This is a genomic window from Alloscardovia macacae (assembly GCF_002259705.1).
Taxonomy (GTDB): domain Bacteria; phylum Actinomycetota; class Actinomycetes; order Actinomycetales; family Bifidobacteriaceae; genus Alloscardovia; species Alloscardovia macacae.
Genome location: NZ_MWWT01000001.1, coordinates 283,657 through 305,596 on the forward strand (window position 1 = coordinate 283,657; position 21,940 = coordinate 305,596).

A 21,940-nucleotide genomic window follows, 5' to 3' on the forward strand; every position below is an offset into this window, starting at 1 on the left:
GTGGAAGTGGTGTCATACATATGGGTGAACAGATAGCAGCATTCTCGGATATACAGGATAGAGAGAAGCCAGCTCTAGCGATAGTAGTACCGTGCTTTAACGAATCTGAGGTGCTTGAGAGGACTGCTGAAGTTCTGGCGGAGAAAGTGCGGGTACTAGTAGGCTCTGGCTTTATTAGCGAAAAGAGCCGCATACTATTCGTGGATGATGGTTCTCGGGATGATACGTGGGAAAAAATAGTATGGCTTGTGTCCGAAGAGCCAGAGTCTACAGTCTTTTCAGGGATAAAATTCGCTCATAACCGAGGGCATCAGAATGCTGTGTATGCTGGTCTTATGGAAGCGTATGCTTCTGGATATGACTGCGCAGTATCTATGGATGCGGACTTACAGGATGATCCAAACGCTATAGATGAAATGCTTCGTGAATATAAAACGGGTGCTGAGATAGTGTATGGTGTGCGAAATAACCGTGATACAGATACCGCATTTAAACGTGGAACAGCACACGCGTTTTACGGTCTTATGTCAGCGCTCGGCACTCATACTATTCCTGATCATGCTGACTTCCGCCTTATGGGACGCTGCGCGCTCGCAGCGCTGGGAGAGTACGAAGAGTCAAATCTCTTCCTCCGTGGAATAGTCCCGGATTTAGGCTTCACTACGGCTAAGGTGTACTATAAGCGTGCAGAGCGTCAAGCTGGACAGTCTAAGTATCCACTCGGCAAAATGATAGGTTTCGCTCTAGAAGGTATTACATCCTTCTCTGTAAAGCCTATACGCCTGATTATGGTGCTGGGTGGAGTATCATTTGTGCTCGCCGTAGCGGCTCTTATCTACACGCTGGTATCTTTAGCACAGGGGCATGCTGTAGCAGGATGGACGTCTATAATGGCTTCGATATGGCTGCTCGGGAGCGCATTCCTCGTGAGTCTCGGAATCATAGGGGAGTACATCGGTAAGATTTATGTCGAAGTGAAGAATAGGCCGAGGTATATCGTCGAGAAGCGTGTAGGGATGGAGTAGACATCTCCTAAAATGTAGAATTATGAAAAGGTGCTCTTTTCGCATTCGCGATGAGCACTTTTCCATAAGTAGGGTTTTATACTTTATGCCACGAGCGGCGCCACCTGCTTCTCATACGCGATGAGAGCGGAATTAATGACCTGATGCATGTCATAGTACGCATACGTGCCCAGACGCCCGCCGAAGATGACGGATGGCTCATCCTCAGCCTTCGCCTTATACTGCGCGTACAGCTTCTTATCCGCCTCGGTGTTAATAGGGTAGTATGGCTCGTCGTCGCGGTTCGCGAAGCGCGAGTATTCTTCCCAGACCACAGTCTTATGCGGGTTCTGCTTCTCGCGGCGCTCTGGGTTAAAGTTCTTAAACTCGATGGCGCGGGTGTACGGCACATCCGAGTCTGCATAGTTCATCACAGGAACGCCGAAGTGGTCTGCCTCGTCGTAGCGCTTCTCGGTGAAGTCCACAGTACGCCACTTGAGCTCGCCGAGCTCGTAGCCGAAGTACTTATCCACAGGGCCCGTGTAGATGACAGGCACAGTGCCCACGAGAGCCTTCTTATTATACGGCTGAGACTCATCGAAGAAGTCCACACCGAGGGTCACGGTGATGCGAGGATCATCTATCATACGCTCGAACCATGCGGTGTAACCGTCTGCAGGAAGACCTTCCCAGGTGTCCTTAAAGTAGCGGTTATCATAGTTAAAACGCACTGGAAGGCGGCGGATGATGGATGCAGGAAGCTCGCTTGGATCCGTCTGCCACTGCTTACCCGTGTAGTTACGGATGAAAGCGTTATACAGTGGTTCGCCGATGAGCTTCTTACCCTGCTCGTCGAGGTTCTGTGGATCCACATGCGCGAACTCACCGGCCTGTTCTTCGATGAGCTTCTGAGCCTCTGCAGGCGTATACGATGCGTGGAAGAACTGGTTTATGGTGCCCAGGTTCACCGGCATAGGGAAGACTTCATTCTTATGCGTGGTGTACACGCGGTGTACATAGTTCGTGAACTTCGTGAAGCGGTTCACATAGTCCCATACACGCTCGTTCGAGGTATGGAAGAGGTGCGCGCCATACTTATGAATCTCAGCGCCAGTCTCTTCATCAAAGTACGAGTAAGCGTTACCGCCGATGTGCTCGCGAATGTCGATGATGTGGACAGTCTTATCCGTGTGCTCGATGATCTGCTGGGCAGTGACGAGGCCGAAAAGACCAGCGCCCACGATGACGACGTCAGCCTGAAGTGGTTCCTGATCAGCGACATCAGCTGCATGTCGAATCTGTGCCATGAGGCGCTTCCTCCTAAGTGTGTCTGTAGATTTTAGTGTAGCTTGCGCTCTGTAACTGCTACCATGAAAGGTATGACACAGAACACCTCCGCCGCGACACGCCGTACGCCGCTGAAGACTCTCGCACTCTGGATTCTGGCTGCAGCCCTTCTGGCAGGCCTCGTTTTCGGCGTGTCGAGTTTCGTGCAGTGGCAGCGCGCGGTGCAGGCGGCGCAGAATGCGCAGAGTACGCTGTTTCGTTCGTATGATTTCGACCCGGGATATATCATTTCGGATGCGAATTTTTTCGATTCTGACTCTATGACGAGTGCGGAGATTCAGACGTTCCTAGAGCAGCAGGGCGCGGCGTGTTCTGGTGAGTTCTGCTTGAAGAATTTGCGTGTGGATGTGAGCTCGCGCACGGCGAATGACGAGTGCTCGGGGTACGCCGCGCCGTCGAGTGGGAACGCCACCGCTGCCGAGATAATTGACAGTGCAGCCCGCGCATGCGGCATCAGCCAGAAGGTGCTGCTGACGGTTCTGCAGAAAGAGCAGAACCTCGTCAGCCGCGCGAGCGTGTCGAAAACGGAGCTCGACTCGGCGCTCGGCCTGAGCTGTCCGGATAACGCGGCATGCGACACGCGGTACGCGGGCTTTTTTAATCAGGTCTACGGGGCGGCCGAACGTTTCCGCTACTACATGAACCATGAACAGCGGTATAATTTCCACGCCGGACGCCTGAATTCCGTGCAGTATTCGCCGAACGTCAGCTGCGGCGCGAGCGACGTCTACATCTATAACCAGGCCACCGCGCTGCTGTACATCTACACGCCGTATCAGCCGAACCGCGCGGCTCTCGAGGCGGGCACGGGCGAGGGGGACGCCTGCTCGTCATACGGGAACCGGAATTTCGCTATTATTTATGCCAATTTTTTCGGGTCGCCCACCGCGGATAACGCGAACTAAAGTCGTCGCCTAAAGTCTGCACTCACGCGTACCATAGGTACGTACTTTACGTACAGAGTAAACACATTCTCCTGCCGCAGAAAGTCTGCGGCCGATCTAGTCCGAAGGAGGTGGGTGATGTCTGCTCACAAGTATGAACTCATGCTCATCGCTGATCCAGAAATGGATGAACGCGCACTGAAGAAGCTGGTCGACACCTATCTGGAAACTGTCACCAACGAAAAGGGCACCATCGATAACGTGGATATCTGGGGCCGTCGCAAGCTGGCTTACGAAATCGCCGGTAAGACCGAGGGTAACTATGCAGTCGTGAACTACACTGCAGAGCCAGCGACGAGCGACGAACTTGATCGTTTGCTGAACCTGAACGAATCCATCGTCCGCACGAAGATTCTTCGTACCGACGCTGAGTAAGTCGTTCACATACTTTAAAAAATAACAAAGTAAACGAAACTGTAGATTTTCGAAAACGGAGCAAGTCATGGCTGGAGAAACCGTCATAACCGTAGTGGGAAACCTCACTGCAGACCCTGAGCTGCGAACCACGGGGAATGGTGGAACGGTGGTGAACTTTACCATCGCCTCCACGCCGCGGACGTATAACCGGAACACAGGCCAGTGGGATGACGGGGATGCGCTCTTTATGCGCTGCTCGTGCTGGGACTCCCAGTACACCACCATGGCCAGTAATATCGCACAGACGCTGACGAAGGGCATGCGCGTCATCGCGCAGGGTAACCTCGTGCAGCGCTCATACCAGACGCAGAATGGTGAAAGCCGTACTGTCGTCGAGCTGCGCGTCACAGAGATAGGTCCGTCGCTTTCGCGCGCTACCGCACAGGTAAACCGCATCAGCTCTGCTGGTGCAGGCTCTGGCGCTGGGAACGGCTACCAGGGCAGCCGCGGCTTTAATGGCGGCTACCAGGGCGGCGGTGCCGGTGCTCCGAACTATGCGAATGGTGCTGGCTCGAGCTACGCCCAGCAGGGCGGATATGCTGCAGCTGCTCCTGTTCAGGCCGCGCCAGCCGCACAGGCTGCTCCAGCTGCCGCACCACAGAGTGCTCCAGCTCCGTCCACGGATCCATGGGGTGCGGATGACTCGGATTCCTCCTTCGGAGGAAGCTCGGACTTCGGCGGCTCGTTTGATCCGCAGGACATCGAGTTCTAGGACAGTCTAGGCCTGTATAGCTGAACGCGCAGGACGTTTCGAAAGTACTACATTTTAAGATGTTAAGGAGTGTGACATGTCACGCAAAAGGCCTCAGCCACCAGTAAAGCCTTTCAAGAAGAAGCCAAATCCTCTGAAGGCTGCTAAGATTACCGAAATCGATTATAAGGACGTAGCACTGCTGCGCAAGTTCATCTCGGACCGCGGTAAGATTCGTTCCCGTCGTATCACCGGTGTAACCGTACAGGAACAGCGTAAGATCGCACGCGCTATCAAGAACGCACGTGAGATGGCTCTGCTTCCATACGCTACGAACGGTCGCTAAAGAAAGAGGAATATCACATGGCTAAGAACACTAAGGTTATCCTCCGCGACTCCGTAAACGGCCTCGGCCAGTCTGGCGACGTCGTCGAAGTAGCAGCTGGTTACGCACGTAACTTCCTGCTCCCACAGGGCCTCGCTTTCGCATGGTCGAAGGGTGCAGAAGCACAGATCGAGCAGATGCAGCGCGCACGCCGTGCACTGGCTCTCGCTTCTCGTGAGGATGCAGTAGCTGCTAAGGCTACCATCGAGGGCTCCACCGTAGAGATCTCCGCGAAGGTCTCCGAGTCCGGTAAGCTCTTCGGTGCTATCGCAGCTCCAGAAGTAGCGAAGGCACTGTCCGCTCAGGGCACTGCAGTCGCTGCTAAGGCTGTGACCGTAGAGAACATCAAGACCACGGGTGAGTTCGCTGCTACCGTGCAGCTGCACCCAGAGATCTCCGCTCAGTTCACCGTGAAGGTCGTGGCTGAGTAAGACTAGTCTGGTCTTTTTATCTGGTGTAAGGCGCCGGATGGGATGTATCGTGTGATGCGATGCGTTCTGTCCGGCGCCTTGTGCGTGTGTGTGGGGGCTGGGTGTGGGGGGGGGTTGTGGGGTGTGGGGTGCTGGAGCTGATTTTGCGAGTTATTCCACTTTTGGGCTCTGGCTAGCCTCAAAAGTGGAATAACTCGCAAAATATCTGAAAAGTATAGCTGTGGACGGTGTACGCGATGCGTTAGATGCTACTTTTTGCTAATCGGCGCATTCTGACCCTCAGGAGATTCTTAAAATGCGCCGATTAGCAAAAAGTAGCTTTCTCACACCTTCCCACCCCCATCCTCGCCCCGCATGCGGAACTCCTGTGCAGATATCCCCCCACACCCACCCGCACCCCGCCCCCTTCTGCTTAAATGGACAGAATGAAGAATCTTATCGCACAAATAGCGAAGTTCGGCGTCGTGGGTGTGCTCGCAGCCGTCATGGACTTCGGCATCCTGAACATCCTCGTGGCGGCCTTCCACATGAATGCTACCGTGGCAGGAACCATATCCTTCGCCATCTCCCTCGTTTTTAACTACCTGGCCAGCATGAAGTATGTCTTCGTGCACCGTGAAGACATGGCGCGCTGGATGGAGATGCTTATCTTCATTCTTTCGGCGGTCATCGGCCTGCTCATAAACATTCTCATCCTGTGGCTCGCCACGGATGTGCTGCTTCCAGCGGGAACAGCGCTGGGTAGCTCGCTGTACGTCATTTACACGAATGGCGGAAAGATCGTGGCCACGGTGGTCGTGGCTGTCTGGAACTTCGTCATCCGCAAATGGCTGCTCGACGCGCCGAAGGATGGCCAGATCGATGAGAATTCCTTCTCACATAAGCTCGGTCAGTGGTCGCTGACCGTCGGACAGTAAACTCGGCACTAAAGGAGAATCCTATGCCAGTTATTCACACGCACGTTTCTGTAAAAACCACGAAGGAGCAGCGCGACGAGCTCAAGCAGGTGTACGGTCAGGCCATCACCGCGCTTCCGGGAAAGTCCGAGGGCTGGCTCATGTGCCCGTTCGAGGATGACATGCCTATTTACCGCTCGGGTACGGACGACACACCGGCTGCGTACATCGAGGTGAACGCGTACGGCACGTCTCCCGCTCCTCGCCGCGCGTGGGAGGAGATGACTGCACAGATTATGCCTGCCCTCGAACGCGTCCTCGGCATTCCTCAGGACCGCGTTTACATCCGCTACACCGCGACCCCGGACTGGGGCTGGAACGGTATGAATTTCTAAGGACACGCTCATGGCCGCACAGCATACGACCGTCCACCTCGTCCGCCACGGCGAGGTCTTTAACCCCGACCGCGTCCTCTACGAGCGCATCCCGGGCTTCCACCTGTCCGAACGCGGCTTCCGCATGGCGCACGCCACCGGGCAGTTTCTCGCGCGACACGCCGAGACTGCCCGCCCTGCTGCCGTCTTCTCCTCGCCGCTGGACCGCACGCTCGATACCGCCGGCGCCATCTGTGAGGAGATGGGCTGGGATGTCAATTCTCTCATTACCGACCCTCGTCTCATCGAAGCTCGAAATGAGTTTCGGGGAAAGCGCATCGGCCATGGTGAGGGCGCGCTCTGGAAGCATGGAAACTGGAAACTCGTGCTGAATCTGTGGCGTCCGAGCTGGGGAGAATCCTATAAAGAGATAGCTGCGCGTGTGCAGGACTTCGTCTACGAGAAGGTAGATGAGTATCCTGGCCAGCATGTTCTGGCAGTCTCGCATGAGTCTCCTATCTGGTCGTTCCGTCATCTGCTGGAGACAGGACATCCGGAACATAACATGCTGCTGAGGAAGACAGCACTGGCTTCTGTGACATCCTTCACGTTTGAGGTAGGAACGCATGACTTCGTGAGCATTCAGTACGCTGACCCCGCTGCAGATGTCTTATAATAGGGGATAACAGACGTATAACTCAGCGAGGAGATAATCATGAGTATTCTCGAGAATGTTCCAGAAGATGTGGTCGAGCGTGCGCGCTCTGCGGCCAGAGAGCTGGAAAGCCTTTATCCGCTGACCGATGCTCACCACCTCGATAATGACGTGCACTACGGAGATAACCTCCAGGTGCGCCAGACCTTCGAGATAGCGCGCCTCCTACTCGGCCTCGGCACCCCAGAAGAAAAGTCTATGACCATCGCCGATGCAGAGTACGTCTTCGAGGGGGCAGAGGACATTCCTGGACGTGATCAGGTTCTCGTGGATGCACTCCTCGCGGCGAATGATGCGTATGAGCAGGCGCATGAGCTCCAGGATGGCTTCGAAGCTATGACTCTCGTCCAGGTAGCAGCCTGCGTGGCTGGTGAGGGAGCAGTCTCAGCAGACCTGAATGTCCTGGATGCCCTTCTGGACTCGTATGAAGAGTCTGAGGATGACGCACAGAATGCAGCGAATGCATTCCTGCTCGGCTTCTCTGTGTCCCGAGCCGTAGCGGATGCATCGGAAGACCCAGTAAACGTCTCAGCGCTCGCCATTCTCGTAGTAAACGAATTCCTCGACTTCGTGGCTTCACCGCGAGTACTTATGAAAGCTGAGCAGCTCGACGTGGTGGCGAATAACGGAGTGGAGGCAGAATTGGCGGATATTCTGCAGACTGCAGCCGAGCAATGGACGTATCATCACGACGAAATTCTGTGGGATAAGGACGAGGCGAAGCGTAAGGCGAAGGAGGACGACGAGCGTAAAAGCCGCGAGGCGCTCGCGGCGAAGTTCGCGCACATTCAGGACGATCCGACGAAAGAAGAAGTCGAGCTTTAAACCAGGCGCACCTCGCGGTCGAAACGCACGCCGGCGTCCACGCTCTCCTGCGTCATGAAGATGACGAAAAGAATCCAGCAGATGACGCTGAACGTGGCGACGCACGCGGCTGCGAAGAGGACGACGATACTCAGCGGAGATAGAGCGTCGATGGCGGGTAGCGGGACAGGGCCGTTCGTGCGGCTCGCGAACATAATGTCCGAGATGAGCGACGGGCCCGCGCTCAGCAGGATGCCCACGACCGCCACGATGATGGCGAGGTAAAACGCCATCACGCTGCCGAGCAGGAGGATAAGCAGCCATTTGCCTGAGCGATTCGTGTCATGCATGCGGCGGCACGCGGCCGAAAGCCACGGAATAAACGTGGCGAGGCTGAGGATCGAGCTCAGGGCCAGCGGGATGGTGGCCGTGTCGAGCAGCCAGCCGATGAGGATAAGGGCGGCATTCAGCACTGCGATGACCACCTGCGGCCACCAGAACTCACTGCGCGATGCGCGGCCGCGGAACGTGGCATAATGCGCGAAGTAGCGGCGCGTGGCCTGCAGTGGGCCGGCGCCGTAGAAAGGCTGATTCAGAGGCGGTTCGCCGAAGTGTGGCGAGTAGGGTGTGGTAGCCATGAAAAGTCCTTTCTTTCGGGCGCGTGCGTGTGCGTGCGGGGGCAGCCGCGAGGCGCGTGCTTCTAGTCTATACTATCCTCAGCGGGATCGCCCAGAAGAAGACGTTCGATGATGACGATAACGGCCATAAGCGCTCCCGTCATGCAGACGATGGACAGCGTGGCAGACCAGACGAGAGGTGCCTGGAAGGTGTTATACGCAGACTGCAGGAAGATGCCGATGCCGCGACGGCTGCCCATGTATTCCGCGGTGGCAGCGGTGGCGCAGACATAGGTGCCGGCTATGCGGATGCCGCTGAAGATTTGGCGTGCAGCCACGCGAAGAAGCACGTGCCAGAGTGTCCACGTGGGGGTGGCTCCGCAGGTGAGGGCTACGTCGGCGAAGTAACGCGGTACTGCTGCGAGGCCTCGTGAAGTCTGAATGGCTATGGGGAAGAGGGAGAAGACTGTCACGAGCGCTATCTTTCCTGCTTCGTCGAAGCCGAAGAACCATAGGAAAAATGGTGCTATGGAGATGAGCGGGAGAGTCTGTGCCGCCGTGAGCAGGGGCATGAAGGTGGCGTTTGCGAGCTTCGAGATGTACAGCAGGACACCAAAGGTAATGCCGAGGATAATGGCCAGGGCGAAGCCCCAGAGCGCTTCATACGCGGTGACGGAGAGATTTCTCAGGAGCGCGTCTGCATTCAGGCGTGTGGCATTCCACACGAGGCTCGGCGATGCCCAGACGCGAGATACTTCTGAATTTGCGCGCGCGGCGAGCTCCCACGCTGCTACGGCGAGGATAAGGAGAATGGCTGGGGGGAGAATGCGAGCGATTCCTGTGTAAGCCCAGTTCTTCTCTCGGCGTGTCGCCTCGGGCGTGATATCGCGGTTCATACGTGCTTCTCGTGTTTCCTTCATACAGCCTCCTACCTATTATAGTGTATATGACACAAGACACTGGTATAGATACTAAAGAAGCAGGCGCCGAAAAGCCTGAGCTTCCTGAGAACGTTCGCGTGCGTTTCTGCCCATCTCCTACGGGTACTCCACACGTCGGCATGGTACGTACGGCCCTTTTTAACTGGGCTGAGGCACGTCACACGAAGGGCACCTTCGTCTTCCGTATCGAGGATACGGATGCGCAGCGTGACTCGCAGGAGTCCTATGAGCAGATTCTCGAGGCTCTGCGCTGGCTGGGGCTGAATTGGGATGAGGGCATCGACGTAGGCGGACCGCACGGTCCATACCGTCAGAGCGAGCGCACGGCCATCTATAAGGACGTCGCCGCGAAGCTTCTCGAGGCAGGATACGCGTACGAGTCCTTCTCCACTCCAGAAGAGATAGAAGCGCGGAACGTCGCTGCAGGACGTCCGAAGGCCTTCGGCTATGACGAGTATGACCGTACGCTGAGCGAGGAGCAGAAGGAAGCCTTCCGTGCGGAAGGACGCCAGCCTGCCATCCGCATTAAGATGCCGGATGAGAACATCAGCTTTAACGACCTCATTCGCGGGCAGATAGAATTTAAGGCCGGCAGCGTGCCAGATTACGTCATCGTGCGTCCGAACGGGGATCCGCTCTACACGCTGACGAATCCTGTGGATGATGCCATGATGGATATAAACGTGGTGCTGCGCGGTGAAGACCTTCTGAGCTCCACTCCACGTCAGATAGTCCTGTACCGTTACCTCATGGAGCTGGGCATCGCAAAGCAGGTTCCGCTCTTCGGTCACATGCCATACGTGATGGGCGAGGGGAAGAAGAAGCTCTCGAAGCGTGACCCAGAGTCGAACCTGTTCCTCCACCGCGAGAATGGCTTCATTCGTGAAGGTCTGCTGAACTACCTCGCAGGTCTGGGCTGGTCTATCTCTGCAGATCGCGATGTCTTCTCTATGGACGAGATGGTGGAGCACTTCGACGTGCGCGACGTGAAGGCGAACCCTGCACACTTCGACCTCGATAAGGCCATAGCCATTAACGCTGAACACATTCGCATGCTCGAGCCGTCTGACTTCCTCGAGCGTTCCGTGCCATACCTGTATAAGGATGGCGTGGTGAGTGCGTCGAGCTGGGATGAGCTGAGCGAGCGTGAGCGTCAGATTCTGAACGATTCTGTCGCTTTGGTTCAGCCTCGCGTGCGCCTGCTTGGTGAAGTATCCGGTATGGTGGGAAGCCTGCTGTCTGAGGAGGCGTACATCGAGCCAGAAGCAGATGCACGTAAGCAGCTGAAGGAGTCCGCTGGTCAGGTGCTGGATATGGCTGTAGCTGCTCTCGAGGGGATTCCTGCAGAAGAGTTCCAGGCTGAACATGTTCATGAAGTGCTCACGCAGGTGCTCGTAGAGGAGGGTGGCATTAAGCCACGTCTCGCCTTCGGGCCAGTGCGCTTAGCAGTGTCCGGGCGCCGCGTATCTCCGCCACTTTTCGAGTCGATGGAGATTCTCGGAAAAGAGCTCAGCGTGGCGCGACTCGCCGAGTTGCGTAAGCATCTGGACTAGTGTATGCTTAGTATTCGTTGCTCCGGTGAGCTAGTCTTCTAGATCTCCAGAGTAACGGATAACTAAAGCCCCCATCGTCTAGCGGTCTAGGACGTCGCCCTCTCACGGCGGTAACATGGGTTCAAATCCCATTGGGGGTACGAAGTGCCTTTCTCATCTGAGCTTCGTGCTCGAGAAGACACGCCATATTGGGATATGGTGTAATTGGCAACACAGCTGATTCTGGTTCAGCCGTTCTTGGTTCGAGTCCAGGTATCCCAGCGATTAGGCCTCTTGAGGATTTCCTCGAGAGGTTTTTTGTTATGTTCGCTTGCATCTCGCATAAGAATAGAAAGCGCCGGCCACACTGTGTGAAGTGTAGCCGGCGCTTAACTCACAGAAGAGAAAACGCGTTAGTTTGTCTCATCCGTGGTCGTATCCGTATTCCCATCTTCAGTAGTACTCGTGGCTGGATTCGAACGGTCCTGGCTACGAGATGTTTCTGCATTCGAAGAGTCTGAATTATCCGTAGAACGCGAGCTTGAAGCACGTCCAGAACCATTCATGAGAGTATTATCTGGCTGACCGTAGCTCGGATCATCCGGGATATTCGCCTGGGTGACGTAGGAGCTGAGGAAGTTACGAATCATAGGACCAGCGATGCTCTCACCATACCATGTACGGCGAGTAACTCCATTAATGGTCTTACCAGACAGGTCCACCTGAGTCTCCATATTACCCACAGTAGCGAAGGCAGAGACGCCATTCGTAAAGGCTGCAGTATCCAGGAAGAAGGACTCAGCAGTACCGGTCTTCGAGTAGACAGTACGATTCGGGAAGTTCGCAGACTTACCCTCACCAGACACAGCAGACTGATGGAGTACGTATGCTACAGTCTGAGCCACGTTTGACGGGATGGCCTGCGTGCAGTTCGCAGATGGAACATCATAGCTCTTACCATCCTTCTCCACCTTCGAGATGGCTATAGGGTCGCACTTCACGCCATTCGCAGCGATGGTGGCATACACATTCGCCATGGTCAGTGGAGCTACGTTCAGCGAACCGATGATCATAGGAGCGAACATAGTGTCATGGATGTCCGACTGATTTGTGATGGCATTATGATAGCCGAGCTGCGTAGCAGTATCTGCTATGGCGCACAGACCGATGCGCTGAGCCATAGACGCCTGCACAGTATTATGCGAACGAAGAATACCCTGGTACGGGCTTTCTGGGTTCACTGTACCGCCACCCGAGTTCTGAACGCGCCACACGCCAGTAGTGGTCGAGTTACATGGGAAGCTCGAGTTCGCATACTGAGTGGAGGTAGGCAGAGCCTCATTCGCATAGTGACCATTCTGGAGCCAGGAGACCAGATTTATAGGCTTAAACGTAGAACCAGGCAGGACGCCTTGTGCTCCACCATCAGCCTGATCGACAGCGTAATTGATAGACGTACTCGTGCCGCCGGCATCTGCAGACGCATCATAAGTACGGTTCTGTGCGAGTGCGAGAACCTCACCCGTGCCCGGACGGATAGCAGCGATAACGGACTCGACGCCGGACGGGTCATTCTCAGGAACAGCCTGACGAACCGCATCCGAAGCGGTATTCTGTGCGGTCACGTCCATGGTGGTCGTAATGTTCAGGCCGCCCTGGTACAGGAGGTTACGGCGGTCTGCACGCGTCTCACCGAACTGAGCAGAGGAAAGAATCTTATTCACGACATAATCGCAGAAGTATGCGGCATTACCAGCAGTCTGGCAGCCCACCGGCACTTCCTGAACGTTCAGCATGTCCTTCACGCTCACGGACTTCGCTTCCTGAACCTGCTCTGCAGTGGCATATCCCTGAGACTGCATAAGGTCGAGGACGATGTCGCGCTGCTCCTGGGACGCTTCCGGATGAAGAGTAGGGTCGAATGCCTGAGGATTCTTCGTAATAGCGGCGATGGTAGCAGCCTGGCCGAGATTCAGCTGGCTAGCGCTCACATTAAAGTAGCGGCGGGCGGCCGTCTCCACGCCATAAACGCCAGAGCCGAACTGGGCGATGTTCAGATACCCCTGAAGAATCTCCGCCTTCGAGTACGACTTTTCGAGCTGGACGGCCAGGAGCATCTCACGCAGCTTACGCGCGATGGTGTCTTCCTGCGCGTGGTAAGCGGCGATAGGGTCATTCGACGAATTCGCCTGATCGATAAGAATGTTCTTTACATACTGCTGAGTAAGGGTGGAACCACCCTGGGTATCCCCGCGGTGGACATACGTCTGCACGAATGCGCGCAGAACGCCCGTAGGGTCCACGCCAGCATGCTGGAAGAAGCGACGGTCCTCACGCGCCACTACAGCCTGCTGCATAACCTGAGATATATCCTTAAGCGGAACGATAATGCGGTTCTGCGTGTAGAAGGTAGCGATGAGGGTGGTGCCATCCGAGGCATACATGCGCGACTGCTGAGGCAGGTCCTGCAAGTCGAACTTTACATCATCCAGACCCGCGCTCATCTGAGGCTCGATGGCCTTCGTAATAGCGCTCGCGCCCACCACAGCAGGCATGACCACGCCCGAGGCGACTACGCCGCCCATAACGCAGAAAAGCAAATACGACAGAATAAGCGTGAAAATGCGCTTTCCTGTCAAGTGTTTTTTCTTCCCATTTTCTTCAGACATAGGGTCCATTCTACCCTGAGACCCCGTCTGTACAAGGGGCGTGAGCGGGGTTAGGGGAAACGGGCACAAAACCCCTACGAAATGAGAGTCGTGGGGGAGGATGCTGAAAGAAACGGAAGAATTGACCTCAGAAAAGCTTAATGCCGTGCGCGCAGAATCAAGTTCCCTGGCTGGTAGATGATGATGGTCCGTCCTTCACGCGTAATCCAGCCGCGATTCGTAAAGTCCATAAGTGCTTTATTTACGGTCTCTCGCGATGTCCCCACGAGCTGAGCGAGCTCTTCCTGTGTGAGGTCATGCGGAACCACGAGGCCTTGTACGCTTGGCTCACCGAAGCGCTTGGCGAGGTCGAGGAGAGTCTTCGCGAGGCGCGCTGGCACGTCCATAAAGACGAGCTCGCTGATGCGCTCATTATTTTTTCGCAGACGGTTCGCTAGGACCTGCAGCATATTTACAGCTACGCGCGGGTGCTCTCCGAGCCAGGAGAAAAGTACTTCAGAGGTGAGAGAGAGTGTAGTGGTGTTATGGACCATGCTGACTGCGGATGCAGTGCGAGGTCCGCCATGAGGATCGAAGACAGGAATCTCCCCTGCTATTTCGCCGGCTCCCCAGATGCTCAGGAGCTGAACACGCTGGTCGTACGACTCGCGAGTGAGCTTAATGCGTCCGTGCTCGATGATGTACATGTTCGTATCTTCATCGCCCTCATGGAAGATGTATTCTCCCTTCGCGAAGGTCTTACGCTGGAGATAAGGAAGAAGCTGGCGAGCATCCTCGGCGCTCACATGCTCGAAGAGCGCAGTGTGAAGCAGGATCTGCTCGAAGGATGTAGGGGCGGCTTCGCTGCTGCGTGCGGGGGTGGAGGTGGTGCTGCGAGGCGTGGAGCCGTGCGCTGAAACGCTGTGTGGTGCCGAGCTGTGCGCTACAGCGCCGTGAGACGACGAATGAGCGACCATGCTTCCTCGTTCCTTTCAGTGGGATACCTTTTCTCTATGCCCCTATCATAATGCGCGGGGTGGGCGCGTGGGGCGGCGCGCGTGTTAAGGAGAGCGTGGAGGCGAGCTGGGGGAGAAGTGTGAGCGGAGGTGTCTGGGCCGCGTGCGTGCACAGCATCTCATGACAGCTCGGCGGTTTTGGCGAGGGATGGCGTAAACGCGGGTGAGCCTTGCGGGGAGCGTTGTTTGCAGATTGTCTCATTTTCTCCACGAAACCATGGCCTTCACGGGCTGAGGGCGGTAAGAATGAGATAATCTGCAAACAACTGACTGCAGAGGACGCGTGGGAATGTGCTTTGCCTCCGCCCGCGCTTCCGCGTCCGCGCTTCCGCCTCCGCCCTCCCACGCCCCACGCCCGCGCGAACCGCACGTCCACCATGAGCTCTTCTGTTTGCTTTTCCTGCTATCCATGTACGATAATGTTCATATGATTTCTTCACAACGGCAGCAGCTCATCCTCGGGCGCCTGCGTACGCGCGGCGCTGTGCGCATCGCGGGGCTTGCGGATGAATTCGGTGTATCGGCCATGACCATACGCCGTGACATTTCGGAGCTGGCAGATAAAGGTTTAGTTAAGCGCGTGCATGGTGGCGCGGTGTCGAGTTCCACTCTTCTGGCCGAGCCGCTTTTTGCGGTGAAGTCGCAGATGGACGTGGGGCTGAAGGATTCCATAGCCATGAAGGCTGTGGAGCTCGTGCAGCCGGGAGACGTGATAGCCATCGGCGGTGGCTCTACCACGTACGTCTTCGCGCAGCATCTGCTGGAGAGTGAGAATTCCACGGGCATTACCATCCTCACGAATTCGCTTCCTGTGGCTGAGCTCGTGCAGACTGCGGAGAATAAGGATGTCGAGGTCATCGTCACGGGTGGCGTGACCACGCGGTCGAATTCGCTCGTGGGGCCGCTCGCGGACCGCGTCATTTCTTCGCTGCGTGTGAATCTGCTCTTCCTCGGTACGCATTCAGTGTCCGTGCCGCGCGGCTTCCTCACGCCGAATTCGCTTGAGTCGTCCACGGCTGCGGCGCTCATGTCCATCGCAAATCAGACCATCGTGCTCACCGATCATACGAAGTGGCAGCTCACCTCACTGTCTCTTTTCGCTGGTTTCGACGACGTGGATACCATTATCACGGACGCAGGCATTAGCCCGGAGGATGCGGCGGCCACGCGGGAAGTGGCGCGCTCGCTCATCATCGCGGATTAGACGAGTTTTCTGTGCATACGAACGTGCGTGGGCTTCGGTCTGCGCACGTTTTCTCAATTTTCCCACCTCCTCCGCGAGTTCTAGAACAAAAAGAAACAAAAGTGCACACATAAGGACATGATTTCTGCTATACTGAAACCATGACTACATACACAAAGTACGTGCCGGGCGAATATGCACAAAAAAATATTCGCATATCCCAGACGACGCTGTCTGACGGGCGAGATTTCTTCTACCTGGATGACGACGCCGCTTATGTATCTGGCGAGAAAACGCGTGAGCTAAAAGACCCACGTGTGCTCGCGAACCGCTACGAGCCAGGAATCGACGGCGAGGGGAACCCTATGCCAGTCCAGGCTCCTGAGATGCGCCAGGATCCGCTGACAGGAGACTGGATTCCTATGGCCACAGCGCGCATGAACCGCCCTATCACGGCAGGTCCAGGTGCCACTGCTTCGGGAAATCCTCTGGCGGCACGAAAGCCAGGGGACCCATACCAGGATGGAGAAGTGCCAGACACGGATTATAACGTGGTGGTCTTCGAGAATCGCTTCCCATCCATGACGCGCGTGCCAGGAGTGCCAGACGTCGTGTCGAACGTCGATGGAAATCCTCTGTGGAAAACGAAGCCAGCGGTGGGACGCTGCGAAGTAGTGTGCTTCGACCCGAATGAGACGGGCCTTCCTGCAGACTTAACTTTAAAGCGTATGCGCACTGTGGTCGAGGCATGGGCTTTCCGCACCGCGGAAATCAGCGCTATAGAAGGAATTGAACAAATCTTCCCGTTCGAAAATCACGGACAGGAGATAGGCGTCTCTCTGGCGCATCCGCACGGCCAGATCTACTCGTATCCGTTCATCGCGCCGCGCCTCGAAACGGAACTGCAGCACACGCAGGCGTACTTCGAAAAGAACGGAACGGATCTTCTCACAGATCTGAAGAAGGCGGAATTGGCAGCAGATGAACGCGTGGTCCTCAGGAACGATACGTGGGTCGGGTACGTGCCGGCTGCCGCGCGCTGGCCGCTCGAGGTACACGTCCAGCCGCTACGCGACGACGTGCGTACGCTCGACGAGCTGAACGATAACGAACGCTGGGGTCTCGCGCAGATGTACTCGCAGCTGCTTAAGCGCGGAAACGCTTTCTTCGACACGGGCGACGGCCTCGGCATGGATCTGCCATACATCTCGGCATGGCATCAGGCGCCGGTGAAGGACGCGCGCCGCGAGAACTACCGTCTGAACCTACAGTTCTTCTCCTTCCGCCGCTCGCCGAATAAGATCAAGTATCTCGCAGGCTCTGAGTCCGGCATGGCTGCGTGGATTTCGGATACGACGCCGGAGAAGATAGCCGCGCGCTTCCATGAGCTGGGTGCTGTGGATATTTCGGACGTGACGGAGTAAGCGCTGAACGAAAGGAGAGCCTGCGATGGCTCAGATAGAATTTATCGATGCACTCAGCCTCGAGGAGGGCGCGCGCGAAGCTGCAGAGCTGTTCGAGGCCACCTTCGGCAGTAAACCTGCAGGTGTGTGGGATGCGCCGGGACGTGTGAATGTCATCGGCGAGCACACGGATTATAACGAAGGCTTGTGCTTGCCTATAGCACTGCCGCACCGCACATTCATCGCGCTCAGCCCGCGCGAGGATACGAAGGTGCGCGTTATCTCCACGCTGTCGGGTGGGGTAGTGGCTGAAGCAGATCTCGATGGGCTTGAGCCAGGCGGCGTCGAAGGCTGGGCTGCGTATCCTGTGGGCGTGGCGTGGGCCATGCGGGAGCGCGGCGGTTTTGGCGAGTCGGCAGATGCGGACGGCGCGGACGGCGCGAACGCAGACGGCGCGGACAGCGCGGAAGGCGCGGAAAAGAAGGTCGTGCGCGGCTTTGACGCTGCCTTCTCCTCCTGCGTTCCGCTCGGCGGAGGCCTGAGCTCTTCGGCTGCTATGACCTGCTCGACTGCGCTCGCGCTGGATGACGTGTATGGCCTCGGTCTTGGGGATACGGATGAAGGGCGCGTAACGCTCGTGCGCATGGCTGTGGCCTCGGAGAACGAGATGGCGGGAGCGGCTACGGGCGGTCTCGACCAGTCGGCATCGCTGCGCTGCCAGGCGGGTAAGGCGCTGCTTCTGGACTGTAATCCAGATCTGTCCGCGCTCGACAGCGTCTCGCAGCAGGACTTCGACCTCGATTCGCTCGGGCTCGAGCTGCTCGTGCTGGACACGCAGGCTCCGCATTCGCTGAATGACGGTCAGTATGCTGCGCGCCGTCGCGTGTGCGAAGAGTCTGCTGAAGCGCTCGGCGTGCGCTCGCTGCGCGTGCTGGCGGATCGCGTGAACGCGCTTCCTGTGACGGAGCGCGCGGTAGCCGTAGATGCGCTCATCGCTCGCCTCGAGAGTGAGGAAGCGCAGATGCGCGTGCGCCACGTCATTACGGAGATAGGCCGCGTGACGGAGTTTGTCGAGGCGTTTAAGGCTCGAGATGTGAAGCGCGCGGGCGAGCTCATGAACAGCTCGCATAATTCGCTGCGCGACGACTACGAAGTGACCGTTCCGCAGCTGGACGTCGCGGTGGACGTGGCGCGTGCAGGCGGTGCGTACGGCGCGCGCATGACTGGCGGCGGTTTCGGCGGCTCCATTATCGCTCTGGTAGATAAAGGTCAGGCGGCAATTCTTGCTCAGAAGATAGCTGATGAATTCGAGAGCCGTGGGTGGAATGCTCCGCGTGCTCTGGCAGTCGTGGCCTCTGCGCCTGCGGAGCGCGTGCGCTAGCAGCTGAGCTGTAGGATACGAAAATCCCCCGTCTCGTGCGGGGGATTTTTCTGTCTCAGCGGGGCTGCATGGCATGATATGTAACTTAGGAGGTAACATCGAACCTAGGAAAATAACCTAGGAACTTAGGAAGTTTACTTAGGAACCTAGGAAAAATACCTAGGAACCTAGGAAGTTACCTAGGAAGTTTACTTCCTAGGTTCCTAAGTAAAGCTCTAGTTCTTAAAGCTATGCACCGGTGCTGGGATATGCCCGCCGCGGTAGACGAACTCCGAGCAGTCGGATGTGTTCACTGGCATGATAGGCGCGCGACCGAGCAAGCCGCCGAATTCCGCCATATCTCCTACCTTTTTGCCGATGACAGGGATAACGCGCACGGCAGTGGTCTTCTGATTAATCATGCCGATGGCTGCCTCGTCTGCGATGATTCCGGAGATGGTGGCCGCGCTCGTATCTCCTGGAATGGCTATCATGTCGAGGCCTACGGAGCATACGCACGTCATCGCTTCGAGCTTTTCGATGGTGAGGTTTCCGCTGACGGCCGCGTCGATCATGTTCTTATCCTCGGATACCGGGATAAACGCGCCGGACAGGCCGCCCACATAGCTGGATGCCATGATTCCGCCCTTCTTCACCTGGTCGTTCAGCATGGCGAGAGCTGCGGTCGTTCCTGGTCCGCCTACCTGGGATAGGCCAATTTTTTCGAGAATTTCCCCTACAGAATCTCCGACGGCCGGGGTCGGTGCGAGGGACAGGTCGATGATGCCGAATGGGATACCCAAGCGCGCGGAGGCTTCCTGCGCGACGAGCTGGCCGACGCGTGTAATCTTAAACGCTGTGCGCTTGATGGTTTCGCACAGGAACTCGAAATCCTTCCCCTTTGCTTCATCCAGTGCTCGGGAGACTACTCCTGGGCCAGAAACACCCACATTAATCACAGCGTCGCCCTCGGTGACACCATGGAAAGCGCCAGCCATGAAAGGATTATCATCCGGAGCATTACAGAAGACCACGAGCTTCGCATTACCCAGCGAATCGGTATCTGCGGTCGCCTCAGAGACTTCGCGGATCACAGACCCCATGAGTGCGATGGCATCCATGTCGAGGCCAGTGCGCGTCGAGCCGACATTGACAGAAGCGCAGACGAAATCTGTACTGGACAGCGCTTTCGGAAGCGAGCGGATAAGCAGCTCTTCCGACGGCGTCATGCCCTTCGATACGAGCGCGGAAAAGCCGCCGAGGAAGTTCACGCCCACCGTTTTTGCGGCGCTGTCGAGCGTCTGGCAGATCTTCACGTAATCGTCCGTCGTGCGGCACGCGCTCGCGCCGATGAGGGAAATAGGTGTGACGGAAATGCGTTTATTCACTATAGGAATGCCGTAGTCGCGCTCGATCTCTTCGCCGACCTTAATGAGGTCCTTCGCGTACGTGGTAATCTTCGTGTAAATCTTCTCGCAGACGGTGTCTACATCATCGCTGATGCAGTCGAGAAGCGAGATGCCCATGGTGATGGTGCGGACGTCGAGCTTCTCCTGCTCGATCATCTGATTCGTCTCGTGGACTTCCATGATATTCAGCATGGGAAAGTCTCCTCTTTATAGTCGTAGGGTCTATGCTGGGGTGCAGTGGCAGTGCTAAATGCGATGCATCTTCGTGAAGATTTCTTCGCGCTGGCAGCGCACATTCACGCCTATCTCATCACCGAGAGTGGCGAGCTGTTCGGCGAGGTCAGCGAAAGGCACAGTGGAATCCGAGTAATCCACGATCATCATCATGTTAAAGAAGCCGTCGATGATGGTCTGGGATATGTCCAGAACGTTTACATGAGAGTTAGACAGGTGGGTGCACACGCGTGCGATGATGCCCACAGTATCCTGGCCTACGACGGTGATAATGGCTTTATTCATGGCGAATCCTTCATGTCTGTACGAGCGAAAACCGTAGTATCTAGTATAAAGGTGCGCGCGGAAGTGTGGGGGATGGGGTGGGGTGGTGAGGTGGGACGGTGTGGTGCGAGGTGCGGGGTGGTGGGGGTGCGTTGTGTGTAAATCGTCTCATGTGCAGTCTGCAGGACTGGAAAAATCCAAAAAAGTGGGTGCAGAAGTGAGACGATTTACACACAACGCACGGTGCGGGAGGAGAATCAGGCGGTTTCGGGCTAATGCCGACGCTGGGGCGCGAAGTTGTTCTGCACTTTCGGGCTAAACCCGACACAAGGTTCCGCCGGCACCCGAGCTATAACACAAAAGTCTTACTATTTCAGCCAAACCATGCGAGATCGAATCGGCAGCCGAAGAGGCGCGTGTCGGGATTAGCCCAAAAGTGCAGGAGGCCAGAACTGCCAGTGTCGGGATTAGCCCAAAAGTCGAGAAAATACACAGAAAATACACAAAAGCACACACGCTGAGCGAAAAGAAAAGTGGTGACGGAAGAGCGAACCCTTCCAGTCACCACGACGCGACATATAAATGTCATCTATAAGTATACTCGCGCGCCCCTACAGAAGCCCCTACAGCTCCTCGCTCTCGCCCGCTCCTGCGAAGTCGAGCTGGCGCCATGCCTCATACAGGGCGATGGACGCCGTATTCGTGAGGTTCAGGGAGCGCAGGCTCGGACGCATAGGGAGTTTCACCTGCTCAGCCACGTGCGGTCCGAAGAACACATCCATCGGGTCAGGAATGCCACCAGGCTCCGGGCCGAAGAGCAGAATGTCATTCGGCTGGTACTGCACTTCGGTATAAGTCTTCGTCGCATGCGCGGTAAAGGCGATGATGCGAGAATCTGGCATGGCTTCCACCATGGCTTCGAAGCTCGGATGGATAACGACGTGTGCCATGTCGTGGTAGTCGAGCCCTGCACGGCGCAGCTTCGTATCCTTGAGGTCGAAGCCGAGTGGCTCGATGAGGTGCAGAATGGATCCAGTCACAGCGCACAGGCGGATGGCGGAACCCGTATTTCCCGGAATGCGTGGCTCGTAGAAGCACAGGTGTGGTACTGCGGTGACGCGCTTGCTCGCTTCTATGGCGGTGAGCATGGTATCTGAGACAGTAATGGGGTTTCCGTGGGCGTCCGTAATGAGTTCATCGGGAGCATAGGACTTCTTCCGGTAGCCGTACTCGAACATGGCTTCTGGGGCCTGGGGAGGAGCCTGTGTAGGCTGGTTTCCAGACACAGGGGTGCTGCTGGCTTGCATTTCATTAGTCATATGCAT

The 21,940-nt window shown here is 56.5% G+C and carries 22 protein-coding genes and 2 tRNA genes; 16 read left to right on the top strand and 8 right to left on the bottom strand.

Annotation, left to right across the window (positions count from 1 at the left end; all coding sequences use genetic code 11):
* The first annotated feature begins 20 nt into the window (after positions 1-20).
* Positions 21-1,025 (top strand): glycosyltransferase family 2 protein, encoded by a 1,005-nt coding sequence (locus ALMA_RS01170; protein WP_094726027.1) that lies wholly within the window; start codon positions 21-23, stop codon positions 1,023-1,025.
* 83 nt (positions 1,026-1,108) lie between these two features.
* Here the strand turns inward: ALMA_RS01170 and glf are convergent, their stop codons facing one another.
* Entirely contained in the window at positions 1,109-2,311 is a 1,203-nt protein-coding gene (gene glf, locus ALMA_RS01175) for a UDP-galactopyranose mutase (protein WP_094726028.1), read from the bottom strand.
* A gap of 72 nt (positions 2,312-2,383) precedes the next feature.
* Between glf and ALMA_RS01180 the strand changes: the two genes are divergently transcribed.
* The 9 genes from ALMA_RS01180 (at position 2,384) to ALMA_RS01220 (ending at position 8,029) form a co-directional block, all read left to right on the top strand.
* Entirely contained in the window at positions 2,384-3,256 is an 873-nt protein-coding gene (locus ALMA_RS01180) for a hemagglutinin (RefSeq protein WP_094726029.1), read from the top strand.
* 117 nt (positions 3,257-3,373) lie between these two features.
* Positions 3,374-3,670: a 30S ribosomal protein S6 gene (gene rpsF / locus ALMA_RS01185; RefSeq protein ID WP_086106368.1), complete on the top strand. Its 297-nt coding sequence runs from the start codon at positions 3,374-3,376 to the stop codon at positions 3,668-3,670.
* Positions 3,671-3,737: 67 nt separating this feature from the next.
* Positions 3,738-4,424, top strand: coding sequence for a single-stranded DNA-binding protein (locus ALMA_RS01190; protein WP_094726030.1), 687 nt, complete (start codon positions 3,738-3,740; stop codon positions 4,422-4,424).
* Between the two features lie 76 nt (positions 4,425-4,500).
* Positions 4,501-4,749: a 30S ribosomal protein S18 gene (gene rpsR / locus ALMA_RS01195; protein ID WP_018142554.1), complete on the top strand. Its 249-nt coding sequence runs from the start codon at positions 4,501-4,503 to the stop codon at positions 4,747-4,749.
* A 17-nt stretch (positions 4,750-4,766) separates the two neighbouring features.
* Entirely contained in the window at positions 4,767-5,219 is a 453-nt protein-coding gene (rplI, locus tag ALMA_RS01200; RefSeq protein WP_086106370.1) for a 50S ribosomal protein L9, read from the top strand.
* A 425-nt stretch (positions 5,220-5,644) separates the two neighbouring features.
* Positions 5,645-6,136 (top strand): GtrA family protein, encoded by a 492-nt coding sequence (locus tag ALMA_RS01205; RefSeq protein ID WP_094726031.1) that lies wholly within the window; start codon positions 5,645-5,647, stop codon positions 6,134-6,136.
* A gap of 23 nt (positions 6,137-6,159) precedes the next feature.
* Positions 6,160-6,510: a tautomerase family protein gene (locus ALMA_RS01210; protein ID WP_094726032.1), complete on the top strand. Its 351-nt coding sequence runs from the start codon at positions 6,160-6,162 to the stop codon at positions 6,508-6,510.
* A gap of 10 nt (positions 6,511-6,520) precedes the next feature.
* Positions 6,521-7,165 carry a histidine phosphatase family protein gene (locus ALMA_RS01215; protein WP_094726033.1) on the top strand — a complete coding sequence of 215 codons (645 nt, stop codon included), beginning with the start codon at positions 6,521-6,523 and terminating at the stop codon, positions 7,163-7,165.
* Between the two features lie 39 nt (positions 7,166-7,204).
* Positions 7,205-8,029, top strand: coding sequence for a hypothetical protein (locus ALMA_RS01220; protein ID WP_094726034.1), 825 nt, complete (start codon positions 7,205-7,207; stop codon positions 8,027-8,029).
* On the opposite strand, the gene ALMA_RS01225 is transcribed toward ALMA_RS01220, so the two are convergent.
* Positions 8,026-8,646: a DUF805 domain-containing protein gene (locus ALMA_RS01225; RefSeq protein WP_094726035.1), complete on the bottom strand. Its 621-nt coding sequence runs from the start codon at positions 8,644-8,646 to the stop codon at positions 8,026-8,028. The genes ALMA_RS01220 and ALMA_RS01225 overlap by 4 nt on opposite strands.
* A 62-nt stretch (positions 8,647-8,708) precedes the next feature.
* Positions 8,709-9,545, bottom strand: coding sequence for an ABC transporter permease (locus ALMA_RS01230; RefSeq protein ID WP_244568814.1), 837 nt, complete (start codon positions 9,543-9,545; stop codon positions 8,709-8,711).
* 26 nt (positions 9,546-9,571) lie between these two features.
* On the opposite strand from ALMA_RS01230, the gene gltX reads away from it, so the two are divergent.
* The 3 genes from gltX to ALMA_RS01245 all read left to right on the top strand — a co-directional run bounded on the left by gltX (position 9,572) and on the right by ALMA_RS01245 (position 11,380).
* Positions 9,572-11,119, top strand: coding sequence for a glutamate--tRNA ligase (gene gltX / locus ALMA_RS01235; protein ID WP_094726036.1), 1,548 nt, complete (start codon positions 9,572-9,574; stop codon positions 11,117-11,119).
* A 67-nt stretch (positions 11,120-11,186) separates the two neighbouring features.
* A tRNA-Glu gene (locus ALMA_RS01240) sits at positions 11,187-11,259 on the top strand.
* A gap of 49 nt (positions 11,260-11,308) precedes the next feature.
* Positions 11,309-11,380: transfer RNA gene (locus ALMA_RS01245), tRNA-Gln, on the top strand.
* 131 nt (positions 11,381-11,511) lie between these two features.
* Here ALMA_RS01245 and ALMA_RS01250 read toward each other — a convergent pair.
* Both ALMA_RS01250 and ALMA_RS01255 read right to left on the bottom strand, forming a co-directional pair.
* The gene (locus tag ALMA_RS01250; RefSeq protein WP_094726037.1) at positions 11,512-13,767 is read right to left on the bottom strand and encodes a transglycosylase domain-containing protein; all 2,256 of its coding nucleotides are present in this window, start codon (positions 13,765-13,767) and stop codon (positions 11,512-11,514) included.
* A gap of 137 nt (positions 13,768-13,904) precedes the next feature.
* A complete protein-coding gene (locus tag ALMA_RS01255; RefSeq protein ID WP_094726038.1) occupies positions 13,905-14,723 on the bottom strand; it encodes a Crp/Fnr family transcriptional regulator in 819 nt (272 codons plus the stop codon).
* Positions 14,724-15,189: 466 nt separating this feature from the next.
* On the opposite strand from ALMA_RS01255, the gene ALMA_RS01260 reads away from it, so the two are divergent.
* From ALMA_RS01260 to galK, 3 genes are all read left to right on the top strand, one after another.
* Positions 15,190-15,966 carry a DeoR/GlpR family DNA-binding transcription regulator gene (locus tag ALMA_RS01260; RefSeq protein ID WP_169712292.1) on the top strand — a complete coding sequence of 259 codons (777 nt, stop codon included), beginning with the start codon at positions 15,190-15,192 and terminating at the stop codon, positions 15,964-15,966.
* A gap of 140 nt (positions 15,967-16,106) precedes the next feature.
* Positions 16,107-17,369, top strand: coding sequence for a galactose-1-phosphate uridylyltransferase (gene galT, locus ALMA_RS01265; RefSeq protein ID WP_086106380.1), 1,263 nt, complete (start codon positions 16,107-16,109; stop codon positions 17,367-17,369).
* Positions 17,370-17,394: 25 nt separating this feature from the next.
* Complete coding sequence (galK, locus tag ALMA_RS01270; protein WP_094726040.1) at positions 17,395-18,729, top strand: galactokinase; 1,335 nt, start codon at positions 17,395-17,397, stop codon at positions 18,727-18,729.
* A 215-nt stretch (positions 18,730-18,944) separates the two neighbouring features.
* On the opposite strand, the gene ALMA_RS01275 is transcribed toward galK, so the two are convergent.
* From ALMA_RS01275 to ALMA_RS01285, 3 genes are all read right to left on the bottom strand, one after another.
* Positions 18,945-20,309, bottom strand: coding sequence for a PFL family protein (locus ALMA_RS01275; RefSeq protein ID WP_094726041.1), 1,365 nt, complete (start codon positions 20,307-20,309; stop codon positions 18,945-18,947).
* 54 nt (positions 20,310-20,363) lie between these two features.
* Positions 20,364-20,636, bottom strand: a complete 273-nt coding sequence (locus tag ALMA_RS01280) for an ACT domain-containing protein (RefSeq protein WP_086106383.1) — start codon at positions 20,634-20,636, stop codon at positions 20,364-20,366.
* A 602-nt stretch (positions 20,637-21,238) separates the two neighbouring features.
* Positions 21,239-21,934, bottom strand: coding sequence for a tRNA (cytidine(34)-2'-O)-methyltransferase (locus ALMA_RS01285; RefSeq protein ID WP_094726181.1), 696 nt, complete (start codon positions 21,932-21,934; stop codon positions 21,239-21,241).
* Between the last annotated feature and the right edge of the window lie 6 nt (positions 21,935-21,940).

Bases quoted from the DNA above. Each gene is read 5' to 3' on its own strand.
- ALMA_RS01170 (WP_094726027.1), top strand. From the start codon at position 21: ATGGGTGAACAGATAGCAGCATTCTCGGATATACAGGATAGAGAGAAG.
- glf (WP_094726028.1), bottom strand. From the start codon at position 2,311: ATGGCACAGATTCGACATGCAGCTGATGTCGCTGATCAGGAACCACTT.
- ALMA_RS01180 (WP_094726029.1), top strand. From the start codon at position 2,384: ATGACACAGAACACCTCCGCCGCGACACGCCGTACGCCGCTGAAGACT.
- rpsF (WP_086106368.1), top strand. From the start codon at position 3,374: ATGTCTGCTCACAAGTATGAACTCATGCTCATCGCTGATCCAGAAATG.
- ALMA_RS01190 (WP_094726030.1), top strand. From the start codon at position 3,738: ATGGCTGGAGAAACCGTCATAACCGTAGTGGGAAACCTCACTGCAGAC.
- rpsR (WP_018142554.1), top strand. From the start codon at position 4,501: ATGTCACGCAAAAGGCCTCAGCCACCAGTAAAGCCTTTCAAGAAGAAG.
- rplI (WP_086106370.1), top strand. From the start codon at position 4,767: ATGGCTAAGAACACTAAGGTTATCCTCCGCGACTCCGTAAACGGCCTC.
- ALMA_RS01205 (WP_094726031.1), top strand. From the start codon at position 5,645: ATGAAGAATCTTATCGCACAAATAGCGAAGTTCGGCGTCGTGGGTGTG.
- ALMA_RS01210 (WP_094726032.1), top strand. From the start codon at position 6,160: ATGCCAGTTATTCACACGCACGTTTCTGTAAAAACCACGAAGGAGCAG.
- ALMA_RS01215 (WP_094726033.1), top strand. From the start codon at position 6,521: ATGGCCGCACAGCATACGACCGTCCACCTCGTCCGCCACGGCGAGGTC.
- ALMA_RS01220 (WP_094726034.1), top strand. From the start codon at position 7,205: ATGAGTATTCTCGAGAATGTTCCAGAAGATGTGGTCGAGCGTGCGCGC.
- ALMA_RS01225 (WP_094726035.1), bottom strand. From the start codon at position 8,646: ATGGCTACCACACCCTACTCGCCACACTTCGGCGAACCGCCTCTGAAT.
- ALMA_RS01230 (WP_244568814.1), bottom strand. From the start codon at position 9,545: ATGAAGGAAACACGAGAAGCACGTATGAACCGCGATATCACGCCCGAG.
- gltX (WP_094726036.1), top strand. From the start codon at position 9,572: ATGACACAAGACACTGGTATAGATACTAAAGAAGCAGGCGCCGAAAAG.
- ALMA_RS01250 (WP_094726037.1), bottom strand. From the start codon at position 13,767: ATGTCTGAAGAAAATGGGAAGAAAAAACACTTGACAGGAAAGCGCATT.
- ALMA_RS01255 (WP_094726038.1), bottom strand. From the start codon at position 14,723: ATGGTCGCTCATTCGTCGTCTCACGGCGCTGTAGCGCACAGCTCGGCA.
- ALMA_RS01260 (WP_169712292.1), top strand. From the start codon at position 15,190: ATGATTTCTTCACAACGGCAGCAGCTCATCCTCGGGCGCCTGCGTACG.
- galT (WP_086106380.1), top strand. From the start codon at position 16,107: ATGACTACATACACAAAGTACGTGCCGGGCGAATATGCACAAAAAAAT.
- galK (WP_094726040.1), top strand. From the start codon at position 17,395: ATGGCTCAGATAGAATTTATCGATGCACTCAGCCTCGAGGAGGGCGCG.
- ALMA_RS01275 (WP_094726041.1), bottom strand. From the start codon at position 20,309: ATGCTGAATATCATGGAAGTCCACGAGACGAATCAGATGATCGAGCAG.
- ALMA_RS01280 (WP_086106383.1), bottom strand. From the start codon at position 20,636: ATGAATAAAGCCATTATCACCGTCGTAGGCCAGGATACTGTGGGCATC.
- ALMA_RS01285 (WP_094726181.1), bottom strand. From the start codon at position 21,934: ATGACTAATGAAATGCAAGCCAGCAGCACCCCTGTGTCTGGAAACCAG.